Below are 18,668 nucleotides of genomic sequence, written 5' to 3' on the forward strand. Positions count from 1 at the left end.
TTAGCGGCTTTTTTTGTTATCCATGGAAGTGGACGCGTAGTCTATTTCATTGGATTGTTATTAGAACGTTGCACAGAACGCACACGATTGACTAAGTAAATGCCAACCGACACGAACAGTAATGCAGCCAGATTTTTCAGTTCCAGAATCGTTTCCCCCAGGAATAACGCTGATAATAAAGCTCCAAATACAGGGATTAGGAAGTTATAGACAGACACTCTTCCGACCTTGTTATACTTGAGAAGCATATTCCATAGACAAAATGCGACGGATGATAGCAATGCCAGGTAGATCAAGTTACTGGTGGATTCCAAGGTGAAATGGGTGACACGACCGCCGAGTGATAGACCTAACAGCGTAAGTACCAGTCCCCCGACGAATAAGCTGACACCTGTTATGATCAAAACATCGATGGTGGCGGTGAGACGTTTTGCGTAAAGGGCTGTAACGGAAAAAACAAGTGCCGCTATAATCACGAACCCTTCGCCTGTGAATGAAAAGGAAAAAGCAAGCAGATCCGTATGGAAGTTTACGATGATTACGCCAACGAATCCAAGCAAGCAACCAACGATTTTATTTCTGCTTAATTTGTCGTTCTTATAGATGAAATGCGCCAGAACAACACTGAAAAAGGTTGTAGTAGCATTCATAATGGAGCCTTTGACACCCGTCGTATTGGCTACACCGACGTAGAAAAACATATATTGCAAACCCGTTTGCAATATACCAAGCATGATAAGGCCTGTCCACTGAGGCTTGGTTAATTGGAGCTTCTGTTTTCTAACGATACGAGACAGGAGCAAGAGCAGCATGCCCGCCAGTGTAAACCGGTATCCGGCAAATACATACTTGGAAGCAATATCTTCCGGCAGAATGTTAAACGCGATATATCCAAGTTTGATGGATGGGTACGCACTTCCCCATAACAAGCAACACAGGCTTGCCACGAGCATAACAAAAATGGGATCACTAAACCTACTCGGTTTCTCAAGGGTATTTCTCTCTATCACTTTCGATCTTCTCCTCGCATTTCATGCACATATGTATGTACGTATCTAATATCCTCTGACCATATCACATAATGCCAATGTTTGTATCAAAAATTAATAAAGTGAATAAAGAGACATGATTTTGTCACAAGAACCGCACCTGACTAGCTCTTAGGGGCCATACCTCTACAACAAAACGCCTGATAGTATGATAAAGATCATAAATGGATAGACGTTGGAGGGAAAGTCATTGTCTAAGCGAAAAATGGTTAAATCACTTTTGGCAAGCTGCCTGCTTATTGTAATATCTGCTTGTTCTACCGCGCCAGCAGATCCAGGCGGCAATGCTGCAAAATCATCAAAAGAAGCGGTCTCGCAATCGAAGGAATTGACGTTCCTGTTTAATTTCGCCAGCCAGACGATCGATCCACACCTGGATTATACGCCACTGCGTGCAGGAGTTACGGAGACACTGGTGAAACTGGACGAGGATTTAAACATCAAGCCTTGGCTTGCAGACCGTTGGGAGAGTGCGGATGGACAACACTGGGTCTTTCATATTCGGGAAGGTGTTACTTTTCAAAATGGAAATCCGTTAACGGCAGAGGCCGTTGAGCAATCTTTGAAGCGTTCCATGGAGGTTAACCCTGGTGTGCAACAGGTTCTCGGCATCGACCAAATGGAAGCCACTGGTCAGGAACTGAAAATAACGACTACACAACCATTTCCACAGTTCCCATCTGAACTGGTTCACCCGAACACAGCTGTGCTCGACGTTAGCGCGACAGATGTAGGCAAAGCTCCCGTAGGAACCGGACCGTTTCGTGTTGCTTCGTTCGTCGCTGGAAGCTCGCTGGAAGTCGTACGTTACGACGAATATTGGGATGGGATTGCCAAGTTGAATCGCGCTCATTTCAATTTTAATGAAGACGGCAACGCAAGGTTATCTGCATTAATGTCTGGCGGAGCTGACGTTGTCTATCGTCCACCAGTGGAGAGTCTTTCTACGCTGGAACAAGACAATCAATACCACTTGGATTCCGTCGTGAGTTTGAGAACACATGAATTGATTTTTAACAATCAGCATGGGCCGTTCCAGAATGAATATGTGCGTAAGGCTTTTGATGCTTTGGTTAACAGGGAAGAGCTAATGAACGATATTATGGGTTCGCAAGCCACGCTGGCGGATGGACCGTTCCTGTCAGAATTTCCGTTCGTTCCTGCGTACACGAGTAAGCAGACGGGAACCGCGGCAGCAATGGAATGGTTCAAGAAAGCCGGTTACACCGTCACAGATGGCAAAGTCATGCAGGATGGAAAAGCATTAAACCTGAAGCTGGTAACGTACAGCTCACGTGCAGAATTTCCCATTTTCGCTCAGGCGCTACAATCACAAGCCAAGGAACTGGGCATTAACATATCCATTGAACTGCTGAATAGTTACGAAGATTATTTACTTGAACAAGACGATTGGGATCTGGGGACCTACAGTCCGTTGATCGCACCAAGGGGTGACGCCAGTTATTTCCTGAACGTGGCCTTCAAACCGGACGGATCGCTGAATTTCGGCAAGGTGAATGATCCCGAACTAACATCAATCATTAACCAACTGGATCAAACCGTGGACATCGAACAACGAACTACTCTCATTAAAGAAGCACTTGAACGTATTGATGACCAAACATACTATTCATACCTGGTACATCCCAACACGTTAGTAGCTTACAACGATCGTGTGGAAAATTGGGAGACAAGTAAGAGCGAGTACTACATGTTGACCAATCAGTTAGACATACAAGCAAAATGAAGAAGCTCGTGCAACGCTCTCTGGAGCTTTTGCTGTTCATCCTGCTCTTGTCTTTCATCAGTTTTGTTGTCATGAAGCTGGCTCCCGGAGATGCTGTGAGAGAAATAATGCGCTCCGATGACGTGGCTCTGGATCATGCGGCCATTGAAAAGCAACGAGAAGCGATGGGACTTAACCAGCCGCTGTGGCAGCAGTACGGGAACTGGCTCACTGGACTTGTGCGACTGGATCTCGGCGAATCATACATGACTCGCCGTCCTGTTCTTAGTGAACTTCTCGGAAGGCTGCCAGCCACAATGATGTTGACCGGAGCATCACTCGTAATCATGCTGATCATTGCTCTTCCTCTGGGCATGCTATCTGCCCTCTATTCCGGGAGAGCCATCGACCGTTGGAGCCGTGTGATTGCGGTACTGGGTACATCTGTCCCTAGCTTTTGGCTAGGGATTCTTCTCATTGACTGGTTTTCAGTCAAAGCCGGATGGTTACCTTCGATGGGAATTGGTAGTCCGAAGCATTTGATTCTTCCTTCGATAACATTAGGCATGACCATGGCTGCCGTGTATCTCAGACTGATTCGCTCCAGTATGCTTGCGAGTCTGCAACAAGATTTTGTACAAGGGGCAAGAGCTCGAGGGATTCGGTCCGGAAGAGTTGTCTTTCGTTATGCGCTTCGGCATGCATTGTCTCCTGTACTTGGCATGTTTGGCGTAAGTATTGGCAGTCTTCTTGGCGGTACTGTCGTTGTAGAGGTGCTGTTTGCGTATCCGGGCATGGGTAAGCTTGTAATGGACGCCATCCAGCACAGGGATTATCCCGTTATACAAGGTTATATGGTCTTGATGACGCTCCTTATTACATTAGCCAATCTCGTGGTAGATGGAATTCAAGCATGGCTCAATCCGGAGATGCGTTTGCGAGGTGAGAAACAATGAAGTGTATCCCGATTCTTCTAGGCAAGATCTATTACTGGATCGGAGCAGCAGGTATCGGCTTTGCAGGCTTAATCGTGCTGGCACTGCTTGCTCCCTCGTTCATTACACAAGATCCTTATCGCGTTGAGATGGGAATGAGGCTACAATCGCCCTCCATGTCGCATTGGCTCGGTACAGATGGTTTGGGCAGGGACTTATTTACACGTCTGCTTGTAGGCGGCAGGAATACATTGGGTACGAGTGTGGCCGTATTGTGCACAGCACTGGCGATTGGCATTCCCATTGGACTGATTTCCGGTTATTTTGGTGGCATAATGGACCGAATATTTATGCGGATCGCTGACGCTTTCTTGGCATTTCCCGATTTCCTAGTGGCGATTGTTCTGAGTGGGTTGCTCGGTCCTCACATCGTGAACTTGATGATTGCCATTGCTGCTGTGAAGTGGATCGCCTATGCCAGGGTCGTGCGTAATACAGTACGTGCTGAGAGAAACAAAGAATATGTAGCAATTGCTCGCATGAATGGCGTAGGGCCACTCCGGTTAATACAGAAGCATATGTTGCCACATGTTATTCGTCATGTCATCGTACTGGCATCGCTCGATATTGGAAAAATCATACTGATCATCGCGTCGCTATCATATGTGGGTCTAGGCATTCAACCGCCAGGAGCCGAATGGGGAGCCATGCTTAATGAAGGCAAAACATATTTTCTCCAATCTCCCTATCTGATGATCTGGCCTGGAGCTGCAATTATGTTTACGGTCGCATTGGCTAACCTGACGGGAGACCGTATACAGGATCGGCTTGGCAGAGCATCCAGAGAAGGGGGACACACATGAATGACGGATTATTAATACAGAATTTGTACATCGGTACCAATCAGCAAACGCTCGTTCATGACGTGAACATCCTGCTTGGTCAGTCACGTTGTCTAGCCTTGATCGGAGAAAGTGGTAGTGGCAAAACGCTAACGGGATTGGCCATTGGTGGTCTGTTGCCACAGGACATTCATATTCAGCAGGGCGTGATGAAGATAAACGGCACGTCGCTGGAGAGTGTTTCCCGGAAAATGATGCAAACCATCAGAGGACGACGCATCGCTTACGTGTTCCAAAATTACACAGGTGCATTCAGCCCGCTCCTGCCACTGGGCAAACAATTGGATGAAACACTGAAAACTCATACCGAATTGAATGCACAGCAACGCCAAACGATGATAAGAAAGGTGCTGGAAGAGGTAGGTTTATCTGGCGAGCGTGTACAGAAGAGTTATTCGTTCGAACTGAGCGGCGGGCAATTGCAGCGTGTATCCATTGCAGCAGCCATGATGCTTGAACCAGAGTTGATCATTGCGGACGAACCTACAACTGCACTCGATTCGGACACTGGCCAACACGTTCTGTCACTATTGCACAAACTGAAGGAGCAAAGTGGCTGCTCTATCTTGCTGATTACACATGATCTCCGTATTGCACGGCAATATGGAGATGATATCGCCGTGATGCAACATGGACGAGTCGTGGAAAATGGGCAGGCAGCAGATGTGCTGAAACATCCAACACATCCGTATACACAAAAGCTGATAGAGGCTGAACGTCTGCTGGGCAACCGTGAACCTGAAGTGAATAGAGACGTTCAAGAAGAAATCTTCGGAGCTTCAGATGCGGCAAAGGATATACAAGAGATCGGAAGCTCAATGTTGTCGGTCAAGGAAGTTCATAAAACGTACGCTTCAGGATTACAGGTTCTGAACAACGTTTCTATGGAGATTCGAGAAGGGGAGTGCCTGGCGCTGATTGGTGCAAGTGGAAGTGGTAAAAGTACGCTGGCACGTTGCATTTTGCAAATCGAACCCTACGATAGAGGCGATATTTATTTTCTTAATCAACGGTTGCAACCAAAGAAAAAGGGCATTTCCCTACAAGGCAACGTTCAGGCTGTCTTTCAGCATCCTGCCTTGAGCCTGAACAGTCAACTACGCATCCTGGATTCATTAATGGAACCGCTGGATAGGGTGAAACGAAGCTTCACCCAAGCTAGAATGTACCGCAAAACTCGGTTTAACGTAGCAGAGGAGTGGATGGAACGCGTGGGTTTATCTCCGGAATTATTGTTACGCTATCCATACCAGCTCAGTGGTGGGCAGAAGCAACGCGTGTGCATTGCTCGTTCGATCAGCACGGAACCGCGATTTCTGATATTGGATGAACCGACTGCCAGCTTGGACATGATCGTACAAGCACAAGTACTGCAACTACTGAAAGAGCTTCAACAAAAACTCGGATACAGCTCATTATTTATCTCTCACAATTACAGTGCAGTGGAATACCTGGCAGATCGGGTGGTAAGAATAAAAGATGGAATGATTTCATGAGGGGCCTCGGTTATAGATTCCTTTCTAATAAAATCCCAACTTGTTCTGCCACAATATGCGGTTGCCGGGGTAAGCCATTCGTGAAATAGGATTCCACTATACCAACGATCGCTGTACCAAAGAACATAAGAATAACTTCTTTCGTTAGTCCTTTATTTTTCCCCTCCGTTATATTCACCTCATCTTCCAGTTCTTCGATGACGAGAGCGAGGAAGCGACTGCGGAAAAAAGGGGCTCCTTTACTCCGTAACATAGCCGAGAAAAATGAAAAGTGAATTTCAAAATAATCGAACCACAGCACATTGCTTTCTATAAAATCAAGATCGGATGCTTCCTTGCACAATCTTCTTAGTTCATCGATATGTTCTTCGATTAATTTATCCAGCAAGTCGAATTTGTCAGAATAATGATGGTATATCGTTCTGCGGCCGACATTCGCATGATCAGAGATATCCTGCATCGTAATGGTATCGAAAGGTTTTTCGTTCATGAGTTTGATAAAAGCGGATTTGATCGCTTCCTGAGACTTAAGTATTCTTCGATCTGTGATAGAAACGATAGTAATCACCATTCTTTCCATAAAGTAATTGCACAAATGTTGTCCTATTGCGCCATAAGGCACAGATCGGGTTCAATTGATCCTTGCAGAGGCAGTCCAATTATTTTATATTATACACAAATGCGCGATATCGCACGTATGTGTTTTGAACAACAATGGTGAACACAATTCGATATATTAATTCATTGGAGGTACTCGAAATGGCTAAACATGAAGAAGTTAAAGATGGAGTTATCTTCCCAGTAGGAGAAAAAAACGAAGCATATGCACAATATTTTATAGGACAAAGTTATCTCCAATCCTTGGTTGCTGATCCCAAAGTGAATGTGGGTGTTGGGAATGTAACGTTTGAACCGGGATGCAGAAATAACTGGCATATCCATCGTGGTGGATTTCAGTTGTTGTTAGTGACGGGTGGGGAAGGTTGGTATCAGGAAGAAGGAAAACCCGCTCAATTCCTAAAAGCCGGCGATGTTATTGTGACACATGATGGTGTGAAACACTGGCATGGGGCCGCTAAAGATAGTTGGTTTGAACACATTGCGATCACTGCAGGTACACCGGAGTGGTTGGAACCTGTGACAGATGAAGTGTACGGAAATGCTACAAAGTAATCATTGAATAATGTGATTAGTAATATGGCAAAAGGTGACTGAATGTCATCTGGTAAGCCTTCTGTAATGATAATGAGATTAAGAAAAGCCTTACCGAAGTCGGTAGGGCTTTTTCTGCTTACACTTATAAAAGAATGATGAGTAATACTATAGATAGAATCCCAAGTATTAACTCAATAATTGGTGCAACGCTTCTTTGACGGAAGTTGGTTTGCGACCTAGGAGCATCTCCAAATCGGAATGAGCGTTCTCCAGTCCTCCCTCGCGAATTCCCTTTTGAACCATTACCAGTAATGCGGCAACGTCATCGGGTAAATTCGCATCTTTTAACATATCACCATAAGAAGCATCATCCACAGCTAGTAGAGCAATACGTTTACCCGTAACTTCGTTAATCGTATCCACGAATTGCTGCTGTGTTAAGTTTTCACCGGACAATTCATAAACTTTATTATCGTGATTTTCTCCCGTGAGTATGTTTGCTGTAACTTCAGCCAGATCAAGGCGGTATACCCAACCAACTTTTCCTTCACCCGCAGTGGTAACCCAAGGAGCACCTTCTAAGCATTGTTGAATTGTCGCTAATTCATTCTCAACATACCAGTTATTACGGACAAATACGTACGGAATACCCGATTCTTTAATGATCTCTTCACGTACACGGTGAATTCCCGCCAAGAAGAAATCACTCACATCCGCACGTGGGGCACTCGAATATACGATTTGTGCAACACCAGTTTCTTTTGCTGCCTCAACAGCATGGGTCTGTTGACGAATGGAAGATTCAATATCACCGAATGTTGAAACGATAAATACACGATCTATGCCTTGGAATGCTTGGACTAACGTATCTTTCTTTTCGAAGTCCGTTTCCCGAACCTCAATGCCTTGGGCTGCAAAACGTTGTGCTTTCTCCGATTGAATGTCACGTACACCTGCAATAATATCTGAAGTCGGAATGTTCTCCGCTAAATATTCTACAATCTTTGATCCCAAATGCCCGGATGCACCCGTTACTAAAATTTTCATCATTTTTCCTCCAATGTGGACTTGATTACCCTTGATTTACTGTCGATATTTTCGACTTTCTGGTATACAACACTTGTTGTATAATCAAAGTCTATACGGCTTGTTAGCATTGAACAATCATCAATAACTGCGAATGATCGTATATACGACATTTCATCACAACTGTTGAAAAAATAGGAGGGGATTACGTGGAAAAAACGTTAGACCCACGGTTCATCAGAACACGAAAACTGATTATGGATGCATTTATGGCATTGGTTATAGAGAAGGATTTCAAGGATATTACGATCAAGGATATCACGCAAAAAGCGACCATTAATCGAGCGACATTTTACTACCATTTCTTTGATAAATATGATCTGATGGAAACCGTGTTAAGTGAAGATATATTGCGGGAAGTTTTAAAAGATGTGACTTCGCATGAAGCTTTAACACCAAAGGTCTTACATGATATATTCATTAGTTTAATCACTTTTCAAAGTGGGCTGGCTAATCAGTGTTCACGAAGTTACGAGGCATTTACACCTAAGATTGAAACTGTTGTAAAGGAAGCGATGGGCAGGGCATTTAAAAAATTGCTGAAGCAACAGTATTCAACATGGCCAACGGAAAAGTTAGAATTGCATAGTATTATGCTTAGTTGGAGCTTATATGGCATGTCAATGAAGTTTGTGAAGAATGGTGATCTGCCATCGGAAGATCTAATGAAAGATACGTTTAATACGCTTTTGAATGTAGAACAATATGCTTGAATTCTCCCAGCTGAAGAACGATATAGGTACTGAGAATACAAGTTAACAGGCTGTTGAGATGTCCTCAACAGCCTGTTTTTTATCTGTATTCGTACTTTATTGAACAGATTCTATACGCAAAGCTTCCCTACATTTCTTCCGATAGTTCGATGGGGAAATTCCAAAGTGGCTTGAGAATTGCCGGGAGAAATAGTCAGGTGAATGGAATCCAACTGCCAGAGCAATCTCGGTAATCGGCCGCAGGGTATATTGAAGCAATGGTTCGGCTTGTTTCAAGCGATGTTTCATTAATGTTTCCATTATGGAATCTCCCACTTGTTCCTTGAACAAATGAGACAGACGGGAAGGGGATAAGCACACCCTCTTGCCCAAATCTTCGATAAGAATCTGATCCATGTAATCCCGAGAAATAATGTTCAGTACTTCCTGAACGCGTGAATCCAATTCCTTCTTCGATTGATTCTGACTGGCGACCAACAAGATGACCTCTTCCAGTGCATTCAATGTCAGTTCATCCCTCAACATGGAATCCTCGTATAATCTGTAGGAGATCACTCTGCTAAAAGCAGATTCAATGGCTCTCCGGGAGCTTTCCTTATCGATATGGAGTTGAAAGATCGGACCATCTGTATTGCTGGAGGGTATCCAATCCATCCAAGGTAGACGTGGAATGAAGTGAGCCCACATTTTATCCCATACATGTCCTTGCTCGGTGAAATAGTCTTGCGCGGTTCCAGGAGAGACAAGGGTCAACATTCCAGCTGTACAGCTCAGGTATCCACTAGCTCCATTATGAATACGTCCTTTCCCCGATAAAGTATATATGATTAGCCAATCCTTGGTTCCCTGTGCACGATAACAGGAGTAACCGTAGGGCTGAATATAGTGGTCGGACACCAGAATCCCCGGAGGATGTGTGTATTGTTGTCTTGCTGCAAACATAGCAGGATCGTCTGGTTTGTTAGCCATATCCTCATTCCTTTCGCTTCACTACATATTCTAAAATAATATACGAGAATAACTCAAAATGAAAGCGTTCTATTTTAGTGAAGGTAAGAGGTGAACCTTATGTCATATCAACAACATGACAAGAGAATACTTCAACTTGCGGGGAAGTGGAAATGCGTACTTGATCCCCAGGATATCGGTGCAACCGAACAATGGTACGAGTCGCTCGTTTCCCAATCGAAGAGTCTGGTAACACTCCCTGGTACGCTGACAGTCAACGGCATTGGAGACGTAACGGAATGGGGCGATGAGATGGATCGAGAGTCGGTCCGTTCTCTGCGGCAGCGTCATTCTTATATTGGATCAGCATGGTACGGATACGAAATCGATGTCCCTGCTGAATGGGTTGAAAAGCGGTTTGTCATATATCTTGAGCGGATTATGTTTCAATCTACCTTATGGGTGAACGGTCAACTTGCCGGACAGCAAGATCGTTTATCCGTTGCTCATGAATATGACGTGAGTACATTCATTCAACCTGGAAAGGTTAACCGGCTCACCCTTCGGATTGATAATCGGGATGTTCAGAATCTGGGCAATCATTCGAGCGCTTATACAGAAGAGACGCAGACGATCTGGAATGGGATTATAGGCCGGATGGAGCTACATATTTCAGAGCCGTTCTGGGTCAATAATATACAGGTCTTCCCTGAGCCGGATCTGCGCTCCGTTGTAGTGAAGGGTACATGTCATAATAAAACCGATACTGAAGCTCATGCCAATTTGCAAATATCCGCACATATCAAACAGGGCGTAGCACCGCATGCGGTTCCTGAGATAGAAAAAAGTATCCATGTCTCCGCCTCATCCTCCGAGAACTTTGAATGGAAAGTAGATATGGGTGAAAATCCCTTGTTATGGGACGAATTCAACCCCAATATCTATGAGTTGAGGATAGAAGCACAAGTAGTATTGGATGCACGCGAACCGATTCGTATCTCGGAAAATAGGACATTTGGGTTGCGATACTTTCAACGCAAGGACAGAGAATTGCAGATGAATGGGAGGCCTGTCTTTTTGCGAGGAACCTTAGAGTGTTGCATCTTTCCGCATACAGGTCATCCGCCGATGGACATTGAATCTTGGCTCAAGTTGTTTCGGGCAGCTAAGAACTATGGATTGAACCATATCCGTTTTCACTCCTGGTGTCCACCTGAAGCTGCATTCGAAGCTGCTGATCTATTGGGGGTTTACCTGCAAGTCGAGTCCCCCATGTGGATGGATACGTGGAATATGGCAGTAGGGACGCATTCAGAGCACTACACGTACTTGCCTCAGGAGGCTCGCCGAATTGCTCATGTCTACGGGAATCATCCTTCTTTTTGTATCTACAGTAACGGCAATGAATTGAATGGTGACTTCAACCTGTTGCACCGGATGGTAGACGACTTGAAATCGTTCGATGACAGGCGTTTATACACGATCACCACCAATTGGGATCGGGAGCTTGATCCAGCAGATGATCTGTTTATTGCCCAATCGGTTGATGGTATTGGTGTTCGCGGACAATATTTCCCGGAAGAATTAGCGTTGTCCACTCAGCTAGACTTCCGAGACGCCGTAGCCAATCGACCAGTACCTGTTATTTCACATGAAGTGGGGCAGTATGCTGTCTACCCGGATGTACAAGAGATGGAGAAGTATAGCGGAGCGTTACGTCCCGTTAATCTGGAGGTCATCCATTCAGATATGAAGAAAAGAGGTTTACTTGGTGACCTTCGTTCATTCGTCCACGGTTCAGGCATGTTGGCGCTACAATTATATCGCGATGAGATCGAAGCTGCCCTGCGCACGCCGAGTCTTGGAGGATTTCAGTTGCTGGATTTGCATGATTTCCCTGGTCAGAGCACCGCAACCGTGGGTCTCCTTAATGCATTTTGGGAATCCAAGGGTTTGATCGAACCTCAACAATTCCGAGAGTTTTGCGGGCCAACGGTACTGTTGCTTCGCATGCCGAAACGGATCTATACGAATACAGAGCTGTACGTGGCTGAGATCAACATTGCCCATTTTGGAGTAAAAGAACTTCCGCCATCCTCCATCCAGTGGACAATTGCAGATGGGCAGGGCCGCACGCTCGATTCAGGTTCTCTGCTTACAGATACGATTCCTCTTGGATCAGGTCAACCGTTAGGTCGCTTGGTTTCAGACGCGCCACATCGAATACAGAAAAGCGACAGACTGACGATATCTTTGAAACTGGAGGGTAGCGAAATACGAAATGAATGGCCGTTCTGGGTATACGAATGCAGCGGGAAGGATCAGGAAGTCCCTCAGGGCATAATGGTAAAACATAGTCTGGACGAAGGAATGGAGCAGACGCTTGAAGAGGGAGGAACCGTTTTATTTCTGGCGAAGGATAGTGACTTAAGAAATACGACCCCAGGGAAGTTCTATCCGGTATTCTGGAGTCCGGCACATTTTGCAACTGAAGCTCCGTGTGGCATTATGGTTGATTCTGAGCATCGGGCCTTGAGAGACTTCCCAACCAAAGAGTACGCAGAATATCCATGGAAGGACTTGCTGGAGCGATCCGTATCTATTGTGGTGAACGATGATATTGCATTTAACCCGATTGTTCAGGTCATACCCAACTTTATTCATAACCGAAAACTGATGAATCTTGCGGAATATACCGTTGGAAAAGGAAAACTGATCATCTGTGGAATTGATATCGAGAATGATATGAACAGTCGACCTGTCGCAGCGCAGCTCCGTAGAAGCTTAATCGACTATATGTCCTCAGATTCTTTTGCCCCCAAAGTATCGATGGAGTTGAATGAGCTTCGCCAATTGCTTGAGAAGAATGAGCAGCCTGCCATGACAGGAACTGCTGATCGATGCACTTCGGAGCATGAGCTTGCCAGAGGGAAGTTCGCATCAAGCGATAGCATGAACGAGGGCAATGATGCCACGTATGGAAACGATGGTGTCGATGAGACGTACTGGCAGGCACAAGACGATCATCCAGGCCACTGGTGGCAGGTAGATTTGTTACAGGAACGTTCCATCACAGGAAGCAAAGTAAGATTTCACCAGCAAGGTAACTTCCTATATGTGATTCAGGTTTCAAGCGATGCAATCGAATGGCGTGTGGTCGTTAACCAGACGGGGCAGACGTCACATGAACAGATACGGATGGATCATTTTGAAGCAAAGGGCAGGTATATAAGAATTGTATACAATGGGTTACCGCAGGGAGTTAGGGCAGGACATCGTGCATTTGAAGTGTACGGTAGCTGATCCAAGCAAAATGGATTGAAGGAAAAATAACGTTACTCTCAAGTGACGTTATTTTTTCATGAAACAGTAAGAGATACGAATTTTTTGACTAACATAAAGCTAATTATTCTAGGGCGCATCTCAAAAACTGTTTCCTTCGAAGTTTTCAGTCACGACCTAGTTAATAACTTGATTTCTTTTGAGAAGTCCCCATAATTGTTCAGCTACCTCTTCCGAGGATTGAGGCATATCATTCATAATCCACCATTCAATGATACCGACAAAGGCAGACGCCATAAACTGAGTAATAAATTCTTTATTATAGCCGCTATTGTCACCATCCATATTAATATTCATCCGGATATGTGTTGTCACGAGTTCCAACATCTGTTCACGAAACGCAGGTATTCCTTTGTTAGAGAGCATTGAAGCGTAAAAACGATGGTGCTCTTCGAAATATCGAATTACAGGTAGAAAAGAGGATTGAATGAGATCAATCGTTTCGCCATTTGCATTCGTGGTCGTTGTTGCGAGTATCATTTTGTTTAAGTTTTCTTCAATGCACTTGTTCAACAGATCATACTTATCACTGTAATGAAAGTATACCGTTCCCCGATTGATGTTAGCTCGATCAGCAATCTCGTTGATTGTAATGTCCTCAAAATTTTTCTCAGCAATGAGAGAAAGAAAGGACTGCAAGATCGCTTGCTTCGTTTTGACTACTCTTCGATCGATTTTAATGTGCACTTGGTAACCTCCACCCCGAGATATCTAACACTTTGTGATTGAACGTTGGATATCCAACAAAAAGCGCCAGATTAACGATTGTAGTTATTTTTGTACTCCTTATAATAATCAATAAGTCATACTTATTCAACAAATGTTGGATTACAAAATGTTATGGCTCAGACGATACATCAAGGAGGACAATTATATGTCACTGGAAATTTTACAAGCAAAATCCGAATTGAGAGATTTGGTGGACTCGTATGCTACGTTAACTGATGCCAAAAGAATTGCAGATCAGATGCTCTTATTTACACCGGATACACGATTCAAAGTATACTTTGGTGATCAACTGATGTCTGAAGTAACCGGAACCAAGCAGCTGGAAGAAGAGTTTAATGGTCATGTGGCGCTGGTAAAACGCTATTTCACCACGAACGCACAGCATGTAGTGAACGTGGAAGGTGATACTGCAACAGGCGTTGTATTTTCTCAGATCAAAATGGTTAGGGACGAAGAAGGCAAAGAAGTTCTCACGGATTATAGTGTTCAATATCATGATGTTTATGTCCGCCAGGGGGCAAAGTGGTTGATACAGGAACGTACTTCACAATATATCATCATCGAAGTAAGAGCACTGTAAGCACAATAATTTAAGCAAAATAATGGTTAAAGAAATGACGAGGGCGTTATCTGATGCTCTTGTCATTTCTTTATTTTTTAGAACCTGCTATTTCGGTCCTCGAACAGGCGGTGTGGCTTGGATTTGCATGTATTGCAGTGTGTTCTCCAATGGACTTGGAGAAATTTCCAGAATGAAAACGCTTGTCAAACGGAAAAGAATATGATAATTTAATGTCTGTAACCGGTTACACATAGAGGAGAGCAACTTATGACAACAATTAAAGACGTAGCTCAACTGGCTGGCGTATCTGTAGCCACCGTATCCAGGGTCATTAATGATAGAGGTTATGTTCATGCGGACACACGCAAGAAAGTGGAAGAAGCTGTGAAGGCGCTTAACTTTTCACCAAATGAAGTGGCCCGCTCATTATATAAGCGCAAGTCCAAACTGATTGGCCTGTTGTTGCCGGATATTACCAACCCTTACTTCCCGCAGTTGGCTCGCGGTGTAGAGGACCGGATGCAAGAGCAGGATTACAGACTGATATTCGGAAATAGTGATGAGGATGAACGGAAGGAGCAGGATTACATCCAGACGTTTATCCAGAACAACGTGGTCGGTGTGATCTCTTCAACGAACTACCCTCATTCTTCAATATATGAAAAACTGAAGATTCCTGTTGTGTTTCTGGACAGAACTTCACTTGATCGTCCATCCGTGTATGCGGATGGCAGGGAAGGTGGAAGACTAGCTGCAAGGGAGATCATTAACCGCGGCAGTCGCCGGATCACGGTTATGCAAGGACCGTCACAGATCAGACCTGCGCAGGATCGCTTCGAAGGAGCGATTGAAATCATCCGTGATGCAGGGCTAGACTATCACGTCATTCAGACGACCTCATTTTCGTTTAACGAGGCAGGGGTATGGGCTGAAGAGTTATTCAGGAAATATGCTGACACAGACGGAGTTATTGCCAGCAATGACATCGCAGCCATGGCGGTACTACATGAGGCATCACGAATCGGAAGGAAGGTTCCTGATGATGTACAAGTGATTGGTTTCGATGATATTCCGATGAGCAGCCTGTTATCGCCAGCATTATCCACCATTCGTCAGCCAGCATACGAAATGGGAAGAGAAGCGGCGGGATTACTTATCCAGCTTGTGGAACAAGCTGCAGTAGAGAACAAGAACATACAGTTGCCCGTCAGCTTCATCGAACGGGGCACAACGAGAAAGGTGTGATCAGATGGCTAAAATATGCGTAATTGGAAGCAGTTCGATGGATCTGGTTGTTACTTCTGCAAGACGGCCGGGAGCGGGTGAAACCGTTCTTGGCGATAGCTTCAAAACAGTTCCTGGTGGCAAAGGAGCCAATCAGGCTGTTGCCGCTGCACGACTGGGTGCCGAGGTTGCGATGATCGGGCGGGTAGGCGACGATGCTTTTGGCAAAGATATTGTAGAGAACTTTAGAGCAAATGCTGTAAATACGCAAAATGTGAAACCGGTTACACATTTAGAAAGCGGAACGGCTCATATCATTCTGGCTGAAGGTGATAATAGTATCGTAGTGGTTGAAGCGGCAAATCGCGAAGTCACTCCTGCATATGTCGATGAAGCGGCTGAAGTAATCCGCGGGGCAGATATCGTATTAATTCAGCAGGAAATTCCGGAGGAAACGGTTGTGCATGTGAGTACATTGTGTGCAGAATTCGGAACACCTCTACTGCTTAATCCGGCTCCGGCGAGAACGTTGCCGCAAGAAGTGATCGACAACGCCGCATATATCACGCCGAACGAGCATGAAGCCGAAATTTTGTTTCAGGGCATGAGTCCGGCACAGGCATTGCGTCAATATCCGAACAAGTTATTTATTACGGAGGGCAGTAAAGGTGTACGTTACTTCGATGGTACAGAAGAAATTCTAGTCCCAACTTATAAAGTGGAGGCTGTCGATACTACTGGGGCAGGGGATACGTTCAACGCCGCATTTGCAGTTGCTTTGGCTGAAGGCAAACCGTTGCAAGAGAGCATACGCTTCGCCAATCGGGCTGCATCGTTGTCCGTCACCAAGTTCGGAGCGCAGGGCGGTATGCCGACGCGTGATGAAGTAGAGGAGAGCTTGTAATGAAAAGAAATGGCATACTGAATAGTCACATTTCCAAGATTCTGTCTGATCTGGGTCACACAGACATGATTGCGATTGCAGATGCGGGTCTACCCGTACCAGAAGGGGTGCTCAAAATCGATCTGGCCCTCAAACTGGGAACACCGAGTTTTCGGGAAGTAGTGGAAGTGATCGCAGAAGATATGGTCATTGAGAAAGTCATTGTGGCCGAAGAGATTCAAGAAGGTAATCCCGTAGCCATGCAATTCATCACGGAGAAATTCGGGGTAGAAGCAATCGATGCTTCCGTCAGCCACGAACAATTCAAAGCGTTAACCCGGCAGGTGAAGGCGGTCATCCGCACAGGTGAAGCCACACCTTATGCCAATTGCATTTTACAATCGGGAGTCCATTTCGGTTAAAAGGAGGTTGCGTAATGCACATTCAGATGCAAGACATTCATAAAGCGTTCGGCACCAATCAGGTGCTGAGCGGAGTGGATTTTGAACTAAAAGATGGTGAAGTTCATGCCCTGATGGGGGAGAATGGAGCCGGCAAATCTACACTGATGAACATTCTGATTGGTCTTCATCAGCGTGATCAGGGAACCATCAGCATAGACGGAGAAGAAAACTATTTTGCAAGTCCGAAGGAAGCCGAGAAACTGGGTATCACATTCATACATCAGGAGCTGAATGTATGGCCTGAAATGACGGTGCTGGATAATCTCTTCATCGGTAAGGAACTGACATCATCGTTCGGATTGCTCAATACAAGACAAATGAAAGCGCTTGCCAAAGAACAGTTCGCCAAGCTTTCCGTAGACATACCGCTGGAACGTCCTGCGGGAGAGTGCTCCGTCGGACAACAACAGATGATCGAGATCGCCAAAGCACTAATGACAGATGCCAAGGTCATCATTATGGACGAGCCAACAGCAGCACTTACGGAGCGTGAGATACAGAAGCTCTTCGGTGTAATCAGCTCGCTGAAGAAGGATGGCGTATCCATCGTGTATATTTCTCACCGAATGGAGGAGATATTCACGATCTGTGACCGGATTACAATTATGCGTGACGGAAGAACAGTAGATACGCAGGCTATTCCACAGACAAGCTTTGATGAAGTGGTTCGGAAAATGGTAGGTCGGGAACTTACGGAGCGTTATCCTGCCCGGAAACCTTCGTATGGTGAAGTCGTTTTGGAAGTAAGGAATGCAAGCAGCAAAGGCTTGTTCGAGAATATCAACTTCACTGTGAGAGCGGGGGAAATCCTCGGTTTCTCAGGACTCATGGGTTCTGGACGGACAGAGATCATGAGAACCATCTTTGGTTTGGATACGTTGGATAGTGGTGAAATCTTCATCCGCGGCAAAAAAGCGAACATTCGTAAACCGGCCGATGCTGTGAAACATGGAATTGGGTTCATTACAGAAGACCGCAAGGATGAGGGGCTGGTATTAGACTTCTCTATTCGCGAGAATATGGCGTTGCCAAATCTGTTCAGTTTCTCAAGCAAAGGTTTTATCTCAACTTCGAAAGAACAAGACTTCGTAGATACATTGATCAAACGTCTACAGATCAAAACGCAGTCCTCCGAGACGGCGGCAAGGAATCTATCCGGGGGTAACCAGCAGAAGGTGGTTATCGCGAAATGGGTTGGGATCGGACCAAGCGTACTTATCCTGGATGAACCCACACGCGGAGTGGATGTCGGAGCGAAGCGCGAAATCTATGAATTGATGAATGAACTGACAGACCGCGGCGTTGCAATCATCATGGTATCGTCAGAGCTGCCTGAAGTGCTTGGTATGAGTGACCGGATCGCGGTTGTGCATGAGGGACACATCAGTGGTGAGGTTGCAAGGGAAGTAGCAACGCAAGAACACATTATGACATTGGCCACAGGGGGACAGTGA

17 protein-coding genes are annotated in these 18,668 nt (G+C 45.3%); 12 read left to right on the forward strand and 5 right to left on the reverse strand.

Features of this window, described 5'->3' with window-relative positions:
* Positions 1 to 41: 41 nt before the first annotated feature.
* Positions 42 to 1,010, reverse strand: coding sequence for a DMT family transporter (locus tag MHI06_RS14550; protein WP_340401959.1), 969 nt, complete (start codon positions 1,008 to 1,010; stop codon positions 42 to 44).
* Between the two features lie 244 nt (positions 1,011 to 1,254).
* Here MHI06_RS14550 and nikA point away from each other — a divergent pair, with 244 nt between their 5' ends.
* Genes nikA through MHI06_RS14570 form a run of 4 tightly spaced genes read left to right on the forward strand, consistent with a single transcriptional unit; the run spans position 1,255 to position 6,108 of the window.
* Positions 1,255 to 2,796, forward strand: a complete 1,542-nt coding sequence (gene nikA, locus MHI06_RS14555) for a nickel ABC transporter substrate-binding protein (RefSeq protein ID WP_340402118.1) — start codon at positions 1,255 to 1,257, stop codon at positions 2,794 to 2,796.
* The gene (nikB, locus tag MHI06_RS14560) at positions 2,793 to 3,731 is read left to right on the forward strand and encodes a nickel ABC transporter permease (protein WP_340401960.1); all 939 of its coding nucleotides are present in this window, start codon (positions 2,793 to 2,795) and stop codon (positions 3,729 to 3,731) included. Before nikA ends, nikB begins: the two co-directional genes overlap by 4 nt.
* On the forward strand, positions 3,728 to 4,573 hold the full coding sequence (nikC, locus tag MHI06_RS14565; RefSeq protein ID WP_340401961.1) for a nickel transporter permease: 846 nt from the start codon (positions 3,728 to 3,730) through the stop codon (positions 4,571 to 4,573). The genes nikB and nikC overlap by 4 nt, the downstream gene beginning before the upstream one ends.
* Positions 4,570 to 6,108 (forward strand): ABC transporter ATP-binding protein, encoded by a 1,539-nt coding sequence (locus tag MHI06_RS14570; RefSeq protein ID WP_340401962.1) that lies wholly within the window; start codon positions 4,570 to 4,572, stop codon positions 6,106 to 6,108. Before nikC ends, MHI06_RS14570 begins: the two co-directional genes overlap by 4 nt.
* 10 nt (positions 6,109 to 6,118) lie before the next feature.
* Here MHI06_RS14570 and MHI06_RS14575 read toward each other — a convergent pair whose 3' ends face one another.
* Positions 6,119 to 6,688: a TetR/AcrR family transcriptional regulator gene (locus tag MHI06_RS14575; protein ID WP_248278050.1), complete on the reverse strand. Its 570-nt coding sequence runs from the start codon at positions 6,686 to 6,688 to the stop codon at positions 6,119 to 6,121.
* 179 nt (positions 6,689 to 6,867) lie between these two features.
* On the opposite strand from MHI06_RS14575, the gene MHI06_RS14580 reads away from it, so the two are divergent.
* Positions 6,868 to 7,281 carry a cupin domain-containing protein gene (locus MHI06_RS14580; RefSeq protein WP_169479456.1) on the forward strand — a complete coding sequence of 138 codons (414 nt, stop codon included), beginning with the start codon at positions 6,868 to 6,870 and terminating at the stop codon, positions 7,279 to 7,281.
* A 168-nt stretch (positions 7,282 to 7,449) separates the two neighbouring features.
* On the opposite strand, the gene MHI06_RS14585 is transcribed toward MHI06_RS14580, so the two are convergent.
* Positions 7,450 to 8,310, reverse strand: coding sequence for an SDR family oxidoreductase (locus tag MHI06_RS14585; protein WP_340402119.1), 861 nt, complete (start codon positions 8,308 to 8,310; stop codon positions 7,450 to 7,452).
* Between the two features lie 188 nt (positions 8,311 to 8,498).
* Here MHI06_RS14585 and MHI06_RS14590 point away from each other — a divergent pair, with 188 nt between their 5' ends.
* The gene (locus tag MHI06_RS14590) at positions 8,499 to 9,062 is read left to right on the forward strand and encodes a TetR/AcrR family transcriptional regulator (protein WP_340401963.1); all 564 of its coding nucleotides are present in this window, start codon (positions 8,499 to 8,501) and stop codon (positions 9,060 to 9,062) included.
* 96 nt (positions 9,063 to 9,158) lie between these two features.
* Here MHI06_RS14590 and MHI06_RS14595 read toward each other — a convergent pair whose 3' ends face one another.
* Positions 9,159 to 10,031: a helix-turn-helix domain-containing protein gene (locus tag MHI06_RS14595; RefSeq protein ID WP_340401964.1), complete on the reverse strand. Its 873-nt coding sequence runs from the start codon at positions 10,029 to 10,031 to the stop codon at positions 9,159 to 9,161.
* A gap of 99 nt (positions 10,032 to 10,130) precedes the next feature.
* Here MHI06_RS14595 and MHI06_RS14600 point away from each other — a divergent pair, with 99 nt between their 5' ends.
* Positions 10,131 to 13,313 carry a sugar-binding domain-containing protein gene (locus MHI06_RS14600; RefSeq protein ID WP_340401965.1) on the forward strand — a complete coding sequence of 1,061 codons (3,183 nt, stop codon included), beginning with the start codon at positions 10,131 to 10,133 and terminating at the stop codon, positions 13,311 to 13,313.
* A gap of 156 nt (positions 13,314 to 13,469) precedes the next feature.
* Here MHI06_RS14600 and MHI06_RS14605 read toward each other — a convergent pair whose 3' ends face one another.
* The gene (locus MHI06_RS14605; RefSeq protein ID WP_340401966.1) at positions 13,470 to 14,039 is read right to left on the reverse strand and encodes a TetR/AcrR family transcriptional regulator; all 570 of its coding nucleotides are present in this window, start codon (positions 14,037 to 14,039) and stop codon (positions 13,470 to 13,472) included.
* Positions 14,040 to 14,226: 187 nt separating this feature from the next.
* Here MHI06_RS14605 and MHI06_RS14610 point away from each other — a divergent pair, with 187 nt between their 5' ends.
* The 5 genes from MHI06_RS14610 to MHI06_RS14630 all read left to right on the forward strand — a co-directional run bounded on the left by MHI06_RS14610 (position 14,227) and on the right by MHI06_RS14630 (position 18,668).
* Positions 14,227 to 14,661 (forward strand): nuclear transport factor 2 family protein, encoded by a 435-nt coding sequence (locus tag MHI06_RS14610; protein ID WP_340401967.1) that lies wholly within the window; start codon positions 14,227 to 14,229, stop codon positions 14,659 to 14,661.
* 249 nt (positions 14,662 to 14,910) lie between these two features.
* Positions 14,911 to 15,888 (forward strand): LacI family DNA-binding transcriptional regulator, encoded by a 978-nt coding sequence (locus tag MHI06_RS14615; protein WP_169479448.1) that lies wholly within the window; start codon positions 14,911 to 14,913, stop codon positions 15,886 to 15,888.
* 4 nt (positions 15,889 to 15,892) lie between these two features.
* On the forward strand, positions 15,893 to 16,771 hold the full coding sequence (rbsK, locus tag MHI06_RS14620) for a ribokinase (protein WP_169479447.1): 879 nt from the start codon (positions 15,893 to 15,895) through the stop codon (positions 16,769 to 16,771).
* On the forward strand, positions 16,771 to 17,172 hold the full coding sequence (rbsD, locus tag MHI06_RS14625) for a D-ribose pyranase (protein WP_340401968.1): 402 nt from the start codon (positions 16,771 to 16,773) through the stop codon (positions 17,170 to 17,172). The genes rbsK and rbsD overlap by 1 nt, the downstream gene beginning before the upstream one ends.
* Positions 17,173 to 17,186: 14 nt before the next feature.
* Positions 17,187 to 18,668 (forward strand): sugar ABC transporter ATP-binding protein, encoded by a 1,482-nt coding sequence (locus MHI06_RS14630; RefSeq protein WP_340401969.1) that lies wholly within the window; start codon positions 17,187 to 17,189, stop codon positions 18,666 to 18,668.

Source organism: Paenibacillus sp. FSL H8-0079 (assembly GCF_037991315.1).
GTDB lineage: Bacteria > Bacillota > Bacilli > Paenibacillales > Paenibacillaceae > Paenibacillus.